The organism is Kitasatospora sp. NPDC127067, assembly GCF_042724755.1.
In the GTDB taxonomy this organism is placed as follows: Bacteria; Actinomycetota; Actinomycetes; order Streptomycetales; family Streptomycetaceae; genus Kitasatospora; species Kitasatospora lactacystinica.
On sequence record NZ_JBHXEM010000198.1, the window covers coordinates 1 to 11,102 of the forward strand.

The following is an 11,102-nucleotide window of genomic DNA, read 5'->3' on the forward strand; positions in this document are numbered from 1 at the left end:
GGCAGCATGGATCAACGACCCCAGTAAGCGCAGGGAACCCGCACCACAAACCTCATAACATCACGACCGTCTCACTGGACTTGAAATCTTCCGAAGACCCCCTGTCACATCGTCCCGTCGCCCCGGATGCCGTGCACGATGCGCTGGGCGGTGGCGTAGCCGTTCGCAATGGTCTCCGGAACCCACTCCACGCCGTCCCACCGCAGAATCAGACGAGGTGCGGACGGGTCGACGTGCGAGGCGACTTGTCGGCCGTCCAGTCGGACCGCCTTCAGCTCGCCGACCGGACGGCGGAGAGCCTCCCGGCAGGCAGCCCACAACTCCAGCGGCTCGTTCCACTCTCCCACGAATCACTCCAGTGCTGAGGCACGCTCATCCAGGTCCTTGACGCCGCCTCCCACACGGGGCTGCGGATCGTTCCTTGCTTCTTGAGGCGGGCGACGAGCTTCACCCGCAGACCCTCGGAGGTCATGTGCGTCCCCGGATCCTCCAGCGTCGGAACGTTGGAGGAGTACGTCTTGGTGCCGCCAGGCCAGTCGCAGGAGCGTCGCGCCGGCGGGCTGCATCGGCTCGGAGCAGGCGAGGCGATCCGCCTGATCCGCGGTGAAGGGAATGCCGGTTGAGCGTCCCGTGGCGACTTCCAGCCCGATTCGGTGGCCTTCGTCGTTGGTGGAGAGGATCCGCTGGAACATCTCGTCGAACAGCTCGGCGTCGAAGACGGCCACGGTGAGCATGTCGGTCACGTAGGTCAGCGGATCCATTCCGAGGCCCAGTCAGAACACGTGAAAGGCTGTCCTCGCGCGCAGCACCGAGTCTCTTGTGGAGCGGCCAAGAGCCGTAGTCGATGGGTGCCTTGCCACTCCCGTCCAGGAGGGCATCCGGCGCGTCCGGCTGCCACTGCAGCCGGACGCGCTCACGGGGTACTGGTTGCTCCGGAATCCAGTGCCGGCGGGCGAGCAGAGGGGGCCGGGAGCAAGCGGCCGGATGGGCTCTCGACCAGGATCCGCGTGGTTGACGCGAAGCGGTGATTGTTGAGGAGGGCCCGAACCTGTTGGCACTGTTCGGCTGTCGTCGACTCACCTTAGTGCTGAGGCTCGTTCGTCCAGCTGATCGTCTGTGCTTGCGGAGTCACGGTGATTTCGAAGTACTCCAGCGGTGGTGCGCCGTCGGTGTACCACTGCGAGAGGTACTTCTCGATGTCGTCCCACAGCCGGTCCGGGCCGCCCTGACGGACCATCCAGCCGCCCGTCGCCGGGGAGAGCACCGCCCACGATCCGGCTCCGACATCGATCAGGAGGTATTCGTCCAGGCCGTCGCGGTGCAGCATGAGCTTCTGAGCCCGGGGCGCGGCGATCTGGGCGACGAAGCGAGCCGTCCAGTCGTCCAGGGCCTCCGGCCCGTACGTGGCGTCCCGGGCAACACCCGAGTCCAGGTCCGGCAACAGCCCGAGGGGCGGCGGCTGGTGGGGCCGGGCGAACATGAAGGAGACCTCGCCCCCGAGGAACCGGCCGACAGCCGTCCCGTCCTCCTGGACCGTGAGCCGGGCCAGCTCCGAGGAGTGCATCCAGCCACCCACGGTGGCCAGAATCACGCCGCCAGGCTTGGTCTGCTCGATCCACTGCGTCGGGATGGTGTGTACCTCGCACGTCGCGATCAAGCGGTCGTACGGCGCATCGGCCGGGTGGCCTACGAGTCCATCGCCGACGACGAGGTTCGGCCAGTAGCCGAGCCCTCCGAGAGCCGCGCCGGCCCGCCCGGAGACGTCCGGGTCGACTTCGATGGAGGTCACCTGCTCGTCACCGAGGAGGTGCGTCAGTAGGGCGGTGGAGTAGCCAGTCCCGGTGCCGATTTCCAGGACTGACATGCCTTCCGACACCTGGAGGTCCTGAAGCATGCGGACCACGAGGCCCGGCATGGTGGAGGAGGACGTGGGCGCTTGCAGAAGGCGTCCGTCCAACTGGAACGGAAAGATCACACCGCTGAGTTGAGTCACCAGGCTGTCGTCCTCGTACACGCGCCGGATCAGTCCCGGCTCGTCGGTGAGCGAGGCGGACCGGTACCACCCGCCATCGTCGTGCTCGAACCACCCGCCCGCGAGGAACGCTTCACGTGGGACGGCCAGCATCGCCGCCTCCCATTCGGGGCTACAGATCACCCCCTCCTCCTTGAGCTGGGCGACGAGCTTCGCCCTCAGACCCTCGGACGGCACGTCGATCATGCGGCCTCTCCGTTCTCCAGAAGGTCGGCAATCGCGGTCGTGATCGGCAGCTGGGCCGCATGCTCAAGCCATGCCCACTGGCCATTGGGGTTGCATTCCAGGAACCACCACTCGCCATCGGCGGTCACCGCGAAGTCGAACGCGCCGAACTTCAGGCCGAATTCGCGGAGGAAGAGCAGCAGAGCCGACCGGACCGATTCAGGGCACTCAACCGCCTCGTAGGTGAGGTGACGGTACGCGCTGCGCCAGTCCACCACGCCCTCCGGGGCCCTGATCAGCGAGCAGAACACCCGATCGCCCACGACCACCGCCCTGACGTCGGAGACCTTGGCCACCTGCTCCTGGAACAAGTGGGTACAGCCGGTCACCCGGTTGTCGATGTCCACCGGGTCGACCACTGCTGCCCAGATACCCGCAGATTCACCGCCGACATGGTAGGGGCCGGCATGGAGGGGCTTGTAGATCGTAGGCCGACCGGATGCGAACGACCTCGCCGTGACTGGATCATTGGTGATCAAGGTTTCGGGCACGGGTAGCCCGAACCGTGCTGCGACGGTAAGTTGTTCGGGCTTGTACTCGGCTCGGGCGATGGCCTGTGGATGGCTCAGGTAGAGGCATTCAGGCAGTGCCGCGAGCACGCCGCCCAGGCCTCGGCGCGTTTCGTTCGCCGCGAAGCGGTCGGCCTGATCTTCGGTGCCGGGAAGATGAGGACTCGGCCGGCGGTGGTAGAGCGCGCGCACCCTGCCGAGTTCGGCCGCTCGGTCGCCGGCGCGTAGCGTCCCCGTCAGCCCGCCGGCGCCGAATCGAGCCGCGAGGGTGGCGATTCCGGGGAGGTCCTTCCCGGGGTCCAGCCGCAGAACGGGCACCCGGCGCCGGTTCAGCTCCGCGATGACGAGATCGGCTGTCGGGTCCTCGTGCTCGGTGGAAACGAGCACCGGGTGTCCGTTCATGGTCCTGCCTCTCAGTCCTGCGAAGCGTCGTGGCCGGAGTCGCCGTCCACCTTGCCGTCCTTGCCCTGCTGGGTCGGCGGGTAGGTGTTCACGGACGTGCCGTGCTTACCGAGTTCGGCAGGGGTCATGCTCCCGTCCTCGCCGAACCACCGGCCGGTCTGGGTCTCCGGGTCCAGGCCCGCGTACTGCCACCGCGACGGCTCGCCGTTTCGCAAGGGCATCATGCGCCCGAAGCCCCAGGGGGCGATGGGTCGGAGATCGGTAATGATGCTCAACTTTCCTCCTGTGTATTGTCGTTGGGAGGATTTACCGCTCTGGCATGCAAGACGCTACAGAGTCGAGATCAGGCCGTGAAGTGACCGCCGGTACGGGTAGCCGGCGCGAATTCCCGAAGTTGGGGGCTTTCATGAGGTCGACCCCAGGTGCATCCCTGACTGGCGGTCAGGGAAGGCCTCCGTGCTCGCGTGCGGTCAGCATCGCTGGGTACGTCTTCCGGGTGATACGAGAGCAGCTCGGCTTTACCCAGGAGGAGTTCGCAGTGAATCTGACGGTCTCGGCAGACACGATCGCGGGGTGGGAGAGTGGGCGACGTCCGCTCACGGCCGTGCCTGTCGGTCAGGTGCTCATGCTTGGCCGTCGGCTTCTGCGCATGGGCACGGCACCCGTGCTCATCCAGACATTGGAGCGAGCGTTCGAGGCCGACATGCTCCTGGCCGACATGCTCACGGAGGAGACGTATGCTCGGGAGAGTCTGATCGGATCAGTGGTGATGCGACGGGACCTTGTCGAGATCCTGGCATGGCCTCTCAGTGGGTTGGCGCCGAAGGCAATTCACTCGCTTCCGAAGCCGCCACGTGCACGAAGGGGGCCGGTGCCGGTCGGGCCGGAACTCTCCGCAGAGGACCGCGCGCGGTTCTTCACGAACATCCGGCGTACCGCTGCCGAAGCTCGGGGAGCGGACCAATTCCTCGTCCGCCGCCAAGCGCTCTACCTTGCGGGGTACGACGATCGAACCGACACACGGGAGTGGGTCGCTCAGCAGCAGCTAAACGAGCAACCTGGCGACTGGCTGGCCCGCTGGCTCAACGCTCGCTCCGTAGCCATGGTGTCCGCTCGCCACGGGGACCGGGACCGCATCAACCACTTCATCGACACAGCCCTCGCCGATGAAGCCGGCGCGATCGCGAACCTCAACTACTGGGCGTACTGGATCGGCGAAGTCGCGTACCTCGAACTCTCCGACGACTTCATCGGTGCGCCGAAGCCGGGCCCATGGTCGGGTGACAAGCTCCTGGCACACCTTGCCGAGGGCCTCGCACCTCAGCATGGATACGTGGAGCTCAACGTCCACACCGTTTGGTCCCTGCTCCAGGTTCGACCGAACCTGCTGCGCTTCGGAACCGCGGCTAACGCCCTTCGCGAGCGGCTGCCCATGATGTTGGATAGCCAGGAGGTCTCGCGACGCGGGCGACGAGAACTCGAAAGCATTCACTATGCGATCCGCCTTGCCGAGGCGTGAGAGGAGCCGGACAGTGACGGAGGACCTGAACGCGGTGGCGAGGTTCCTGTTCGAAGCCGGGACGCTCAAGCAAACCAAGCGCACAGGCTGGTGGATGGCCGGTGTCCGCGACCCCGAGTCGGTCGCCGAGCACTCCTGGCGGACCGCCCTGATCGCCTCGGTCATCGCCAAGCTCGAAGGCGCCGATCCGGCGCAGGCCGCGTTCCTGGCGGTCTGGCACGATTCCCAGGAAGCGCGCACCGGGGACGTCAACCACCTGGGCAAGAAGTACGCGCCGAGTGCGGATCCGGTGGCGGTGACGGCCGACCAAGTCGATGGAATGCCGGACGTCCTGGCCTCGACCATTCGGGATCTCGTCGCGGAGTACGAGTCGAAGGAGTCGTTGGAGGCGGTCTGTGCCCGGGACGCGGACAAGCTGGAGTGCATGATCCAGGGTGTCGAGTACAAGGCGCAGGGTTATGCGAACGCGCAGCGATGGATCGACAACAGCCGTGGCCGGCTCACCACGAAGACCGCGAATGATCTCGCCGATGCCATCCTGGCTACTGATTCCCTGGACTGGCTGCGGGCCGTTCTTGGCGAGAAGCCGATGTGACACGGTTAGCAGCAGGGTCCCTCCGGCCAGACGATCTCGACCGGCACGCCACGACTCCGGGCGAGGGCGACGACGTCTGCCGTCTCGCCCTGGCCGCGAGCCGGCAGGCCGTCCCAGACGGCAAGGAGCTTGTGGACGTGGTGTACGCCACGGCGTGAGGGATCCATGTCGGACCTTCCGATCGACATCAGATCGGACGGCACGCCATGGCTGTGTCCCGTCCCGTCACTGGAACCGAAGCCGGTCTCCTCGGGCGTCACCGGGCGCCTGAGTCGACGTGAGCAGGCCTCCCGGACGACCTCCTGCACCTCGGCCCGGGGATCGTGCCGGAGGCCCAGTAGGAGATCGCGGACTTGTCGTTCGAGTACTCCGCAACCGACGAAGCGCCGTGCCCCATGCAGGGGTGGGGCACGGCGCTCAATCTCCACACTCTGGGTCAGCCGAAGAAGGCGTCCAGGATCTGCTGGGCGGCGAGCCCTGCCGGGAGGGTGCCGGCGCGGACCTGGGTTTCCAACTCGGGGGCCAGGCGTCGCACTTCGGGGTTCTCGTGGAGGCGGGCGTAGAGCTGGTCGTGCACCATCGCCCAGGTCCACTCGACCTGCTGCTCCCGCCGCTTCGCCGCCAGGGCGCCCGTCGCGTCCAGCACCTTGCGGTGCTGCTGCAGCCGCTCCCACAGCACGTCCAGTCCCGCGCCGTCGCGGCCGCTGCAGGTCAGCACGGGCGGGGTCCACGCCGCGTCCGGTGGCTGCAACAGCCTTAGCGCGCCCGCGAGTTCGCGGGCCGCTGCCTTGGCGTCGCGCTCGTGCGGGCCGTCGGCCTTGTTGACGGCGACGACGTCCGCCAGCTCCAGTACGCCCTTCTTGATGCCCTGGAGCTGGTCGCCGGTCCGTGCCAGGCTGAGCAGCAGGAAGGTGTCGACCATCCCCGCCACCGCGGTCTCGGACTGTCCGACGCCCACCGTTTCGATGAGGACGACGTCGTAGCCCGCCGCCTCCATCACCACCATGGACTCCCGGGTGGCCTTGGCGACCCCGCCGAGCGTCCCCGAGGTGGGGGACGGCCGGACGAACGCGGCGGGGTCGACGGCGAGGCGCTCCATCCGGGTCTTGTCGCCGAGGATGGAGCCGCCCGTCCGGCTGGACGTCGGGTCGACGGCGAGGACCGCGACCCGGTGCCCCTGGCCCGTGAGCATGGTGCCGAAGGTGTCGATGAAGGTCGACTTGCCGACACCGGGCACCCCGGTGATGCCCACCCGGACGGCGCCGCCCGCGTGCGGCAGCAGCCGCTGGAGCAGCCGCTGCGCGAGCACGCGGTGGTCGGGCCGGGAGGACTCGACGAGGGTGACGGCGCGCGCGATCCAGGCGCGCGAGCCGTCCAGGACTCCCGTCACGTAGCTGTCGAGGTCGATCGTCCGCGGAGGCATGGGATCAGGCGATCACAGCTCGTGGCCGAGATCGGCCGCCAGGGACTTCAGCAGGTCGTACGCCGCGTCCGGGATGACCGTTCCCGGCGGGAAGACCGCCGCCGCGCCGGCCTCGTACAGGGCGTCGAAGTCCTGCGGCGGGATGACCCCGCCCACCACGATGGTGATGTCCTCCCGTCCCGCCGCGGCGAGTTCGGCGCGCAGCGCGGGCACGAGGGTCAGGTGCCCGGCGGCCAGCGACGACACGCCGACGATGTGGACGTCCGCTTCGACGGCCTGGCGGGCGACCTCGGCCGGGGTCTGGAACAGCGGGCCGACGTCCACCGTGAAGCCGAGGTCGGCGAAGGCGGTGGCGATCACCTTCTGGCCGCGGTCGTGGCCGTCCTGGCCCATCTTGGCGACCAGGATGCGCGGTCGGCGGCCCTCGGCCTGCTCGAACCGCTCGACCAGGTCGCGGGTGCGCTGGAGGGAGGCCGACGGGCCCGCTTCGTCTCGGTACACACCCGAGATGGTACGGATCTGGCCGGAGTGGCGGCCGTACACCTTCTCCAGGGCGTCCGAGATCTCGCCGACGGTGGCCTTGGCGCGGGCCGCGTTGACGGCCAGGTGCAGCAGGTTGCCGTCCAGTGAGCCGCCGCGCTGCGGCCCGGCCTCGGCGGACGCCGTCAGCGCGCGCAGCGCATCCTGGCACGCGGTCTCGTCGCGCTCCTCGCGCAGCCGGCGCAGCTTCTCGATCTGGCGGGCGCGCACCGAGGAGTTGTCGACCTTGAGCACGTCGATCTGCTCGTCGTTCTCCACCCGGTACTTGTTGACGCCGATCACCGGCTGGCGGCCGGAGTCGATCCGCGCCTGGGTGCGGGCGGCGGCCTCCTCGACGCGCAGCTTGGGGATGCCCGCGTCGATGGCCTTGGCCATGCCGCCGGCCGCCTCGACCTCTTGGATGTGCTCCCAGGCTCTCGCGGCGAGGTCGTGGGTCAGCTTCTCGACGTACGCGGAGCCGCCCCACGGGTCGATCACCCGGCAGGTGCCCGACTCCTGCTGGAGCAGCAGCTGGGTGTTGCGGGCGATGCGGGCGGAGAAGTCGGTGGGCAGCGCGAGGGCCTCGTCCAGGGCGTTGGTGTGCAACGACTGGGTGTGGCCCTGGGTCGCCGCCATCGCCTCCACGCAGGTGCGGGTGACGTTGTTGAACACGTCCTGGGCGGTGAGCGACCAGCCCGAGGTCTGCGAATGGGTGCGCAGTGAAAGGGACTTGGGGTTCTTCGGGTCGAACTGCTTGACCAGCTTGGCCCACAGCAGGCGGGCCGCGCGCAGCTTGGCGACCTCCATGAAGAAGTTCATGCCGATCGCCCAGAAGAACGACAGTCGCGGCGCGAAGGCGTCCACGTCCAGGCCCACGTCCAGGCCTGCGCGCAGGTACTCCACGCCGTCGGCGAGGGTGTAGGCGAGCTCCAGGTCGGCCGTCGCACCGGCCTCCTGGATGTGGTAGCCGGAGATGGAGATCGAGTTGTACCGGGGCATCTTCTGCGAGGTGTACGCGAAGATGTCCGAGATGATCCGCATCGACGGCTGCGGCGGGTAGATGTAGGTGTTGCGGACCATGAACTCCTTGAGGATGTCGTTCTGGATGGTCCCCGCGAGCTTCTCGGGCGGTACGCCCTGCTCCTCGGCCGCGACGATGTACAGCGCGAGGACCGGCAGCACGGCGCCGTTCATGGTCATCGACACGGACATCTTGTCCAGCGGGATGCCGTCGAACAGCTGGCGCATGTCGTAGATCGAGTCGATGGCGACGCCCGCCATGCCGACGTCGCCGGTGACGCGCGGGTGGTCGCTGTCGTAGCCGCGGTGGGTCGGCAGGTCGAAGGCGACCGACAGGCCCTTCTGGCCGGCCGCGAGGTTGCGGCGGTAGAAGGCGTTGGACTCCTCGGCGGTGGAGAAGCCCGCGTACTGGCGGACGGTCCAGGGCTGGTTGACGTACATGGTCGGGTAGGGCCCGCGCAGGTACGGGGCGATGCCCGGGTAGGTCTCCAGGAAGTCCAGGCCGGCCAGGTCGGCGCCGGTGTACAGCGGCTTGACGCCGATGCCCTCGGGGGTGTCCCAGAGCAGCTCGTCGACGTCCTTGCCGGTGGACTGCCGCCAGGCGGCCTGCCACTGGTCGTCACTGACGGCGCCGTCGGCGGTGCCCGCGCCGCCGTCCAGCCCGATGCCGGTGAAGTCGGGGATCATCGGGCCGCCACCTTGGTCTCGTCGGTGCCGTCCGCACCGGTGATCTGGTCGAGGAGGGAGGTCAGGACGGCAATCGCGTCGCCCCCCGCGAAGATGAACTCGTCCACTCCGGAGGGGAGTTCGCCGAGCCGTCCGGCGAGCAGCACCCTCCTGGCGCCGGCCGCCTTCAGCGCCTCGGCCACGGGCGAGGCGTGCTCGGCGTACAGCGCGTCGCTGGAGCAGAGGCAGGCGACGGTGGCGCCGGAGGCCCGGAACGCCTCGGCGAAGGCCGCCGGGTCGACGGACTCGGCCGAGGCCGTCGCGATTCCGCCCGCCTGGAACAGGTTGGCGGCGAAGGTGGTGCGCGCGGTGTGCGCGGAGGCGTTGCCGATCGAGGCGAGGAAGAGGGCCGGGCGGGCGCCGTCGACGGCGACCCGGGCGTCCGAGCGGTCCCGCAGCGCCTCGTAGGCCTCGGCGCGGCGCACTCGCGGCAGCCCGCCGCCGGGCGCGGCCGGGGCCGGTTCGCGGACCAGCGGCTGCTCGTCCAGGTGCGGGAACTCGCTGACGCCGGTGATCGGTTCGCGCCGCTTGGCGAGCCGCACGGACCGCTCCGCCCAGGTCGCGGCGATCCGTTCGCCGATGAGGCCGGACTCCAGGGCGGCGCGCAGGCCGCCGGCCCGCTCGATCTCCTGGAACCAGGCCCAGGCGGCCCGTGCGAGCTCCTCGGTCAGCTGCTCGACGTACCAGGAGCCGCCGGCCGGGTCGATCACCCGGGCCAGGTGGGACTCCTCCAGCAGGATCGCCTGGGTGTTGCGGGCGATCCGGCGGGCGAAGGCGTCCGGAAGGCCGAGCGCGCTGTCGAAGGGCAGCACGGTGACGGAGTCGGCGCCGCCGACCCCGGCGGCCAGGCAGGCGATGGTGGTGCGCAGCATGTTCACCCACGGGTCGCGGGCGGTCATCATCACCCGGGAGGTGACGGCGTGCTGACGCTGCGCCGAGGCCGCCGCGCCGGCCCCCGAGACCTCGGCGACCCGGGCCCAGAGGCGGCGCGCGGCACGGAACTTGGCGATGCCGAGGAACTGGTCGCCGTCCGCGGCGTAGCGGAACTCCAGCTGGCCGAGCGCGTCGTCGACGGAGAGCCCGGCGGCGGTCAGCGCGCGCAGGTAGGCGACGCCGGTGGCCAGGGAGCAGCCCAGTTCCTGGGCGGGGGAGGCGCCGGCCTCGTGGTACGGGAGGGCGTCCACGGTGAGCGCGCGCAGGCCGGGGTATCCGGCGGCGCAGCGGGCGGCCAGCGTGGTGGCCTCGGCGAGCAGCGTCCCGGTGCGGGCGCTCTGACCGGTGCGGGCCTGGAGGCCGAGCGGGTCGGCGCCGAGGTTGCCGGCGGCGGCGCCGGGGGAGACCTCGCGCTCCTCGTACAGCTGGAACAACTGCTCGGCGGCGTCGGTGAATTCGGGTCCGGCGTCGAGTGCCACGGCGGCCAGGTCCAGGTACACCCCGGTCAGTGCCTCGGGCAGGGCGTCCACCGGGAGGCCCGCGCCGCCGAGTTCCAGCCAGAGCGAGCTCACGCCGTGCTCCAGGTCGGCCAGCACGGCGTCGTTGGTGCGCCGGCGGTCCGGGTCGGCGTGCCGCTGGCGGACGTCCCACCCGGCCACGGCGGAGCCCTGCGGCCGGCTGCCGCGCACGAACGGCGGGAAGCCCGGGTAGCCCGGGGCGGCGGCGGTGTCCTCGGCGGTGTACAGCGGGTGGGCGCTCAGCCCGTCCTGGAGCCGGGTGGTGAGCGCCTGCTCGGCGGCGGGGCCGTCCTCGGGCTCGGCACCGGACTTGCGCAGCACGCCCTGGACGAGTTGCTGCCACTGCTCACGGTGCGCGGCCGGGAACTCGGCTGCGAGGGGGAGCCCTTCGGGCGGGACCTTCATGTGCGCAGGTTAGCGCCCGTTCGCAGGGCCGCAGGAGGGGGATTCCGTGTGACCTTTCCCTCGATCGGGCCGATTTCGGGCACTCGCCGGGACGGGGAGTGTCATGGGGTGTCGGTGCAGGTGACACCAGGGGTGGGAGGGGGTGTCGTGACGGGTGGCAACCGGGGAACGGCCGGGGAGCGACCAGGGAGGCGGAGGGGCGGGGAGGGGTGGCGGCGGCGGTCGGTGGCCGCGACGGGCGGGGTGGTCCCGGGCCGTCGTCGGCGAGCGGCGGCG

At 69.8% G+C, this 11,102-nt stretch carries 10 protein-coding genes; 2 read left to right on the plus strand and 8 right to left on the minus strand.

Going from position 1 to position 11,102, the window contains the following annotated elements; genetic code table 11:
• Positions 1-104: 104 nt before the first annotated feature.
• The 5 genes from ACFWJ4_RS39110 to tgmA form a co-directional block, all read right to left on the minus strand.
• Complete coding sequence (locus ACFWJ4_RS39110; protein ID WP_380553561.1) at positions 105-347, minus strand: DUF6087 family protein; 243 nt, start codon at positions 345-347, stop codon at positions 105-107.
• Between the two features lie 3 nt (positions 348-350).
• On the minus strand, positions 351-743 hold the full coding sequence (locus ACFWJ4_RS39115; RefSeq protein WP_380349588.1) for a hypothetical protein: 393 nt from the start codon (positions 741-743) through the stop codon (positions 351-353).
• Positions 744-1,081: 338 nt separating this feature from the next.
• Positions 1,082-2,218: an ATP-grasp peptide maturase system methyltransferase gene (tgmC, locus tag ACFWJ4_RS39120; RefSeq protein WP_380553564.1), complete on the minus strand. Its 1,137-nt coding sequence runs from the start codon at positions 2,216-2,218 to the stop codon at positions 1,082-1,084.
• Positions 2,215-3,168: an ATP-grasp ribosomal peptide maturase gene (gene tgmB / locus ACFWJ4_RS39125; protein WP_380553567.1), complete on the minus strand. Its 954-nt coding sequence runs from the start codon at positions 3,166-3,168 to the stop codon at positions 2,215-2,217. The genes tgmC and tgmB overlap by 4 nt, the downstream gene beginning before the upstream one ends.
• Positions 3,169-3,179: 11 nt before the next feature.
• Positions 3,180-3,443: a putative ATP-grasp-modified RiPP gene (gene tgmA / locus ACFWJ4_RS39130; RefSeq protein WP_380553570.1), complete on the minus strand. Its 264-nt coding sequence runs from the start codon at positions 3,441-3,443 to the stop codon at positions 3,180-3,182.
• A gap of 119 nt (positions 3,444-3,562) precedes the next feature.
• Between tgmA and ACFWJ4_RS39135 the strand changes: the two genes are divergently transcribed.
• The gene (locus tag ACFWJ4_RS39135) at positions 3,563-4,687 is read left to right on the plus strand and encodes a helix-turn-helix domain-containing protein (RefSeq protein WP_359898861.1); all 1,125 of its coding nucleotides are present in this window, start codon (positions 3,563-3,565) and stop codon (positions 4,685-4,687) included.
• A 13-nt stretch (positions 4,688-4,700) separates the two neighbouring features.
• On the plus strand, positions 4,701-5,282 hold the full coding sequence (locus ACFWJ4_RS39140) for an HD domain-containing protein (protein ID WP_359898752.1): 582 nt from the start codon (positions 4,701-4,703) through the stop codon (positions 5,280-5,282).
• Positions 5,283-5,718: 436 nt separating this feature from the next.
• On the opposite strand, the gene meaB is transcribed toward ACFWJ4_RS39140, so the two are convergent.
• From meaB to ACFWJ4_RS39155, 3 genes are read right to left on the minus strand one after another with little or no spacing between them, the layout of a single operon-like run.
• Entirely contained in the window at positions 5,719-6,705 is a 987-nt protein-coding gene (meaB, locus tag ACFWJ4_RS39145) for a methylmalonyl Co-A mutase-associated GTPase MeaB (protein ID WP_380553573.1), read from the minus strand.
• Between the two features lie 12 nt (positions 6,706-6,717).
• A complete protein-coding gene (scpA, locus tag ACFWJ4_RS39150; protein ID WP_380553576.1) occupies positions 6,718-8,931 on the minus strand; it encodes a methylmalonyl-CoA mutase in 2,214 nt (737 codons plus the stop codon).
• Positions 8,928-10,826 carry a methylmalonyl-CoA mutase family protein gene (locus ACFWJ4_RS39155; RefSeq protein WP_380553579.1) on the minus strand — a complete coding sequence of 633 codons (1,899 nt, stop codon included), beginning with the start codon at positions 10,824-10,826 and terminating at the stop codon, positions 8,928-8,930. Before ACFWJ4_RS39155 ends, scpA begins: the two co-directional genes overlap by 4 nt.
• Positions 10,827-11,102 lie beyond the last annotated feature (276 nt).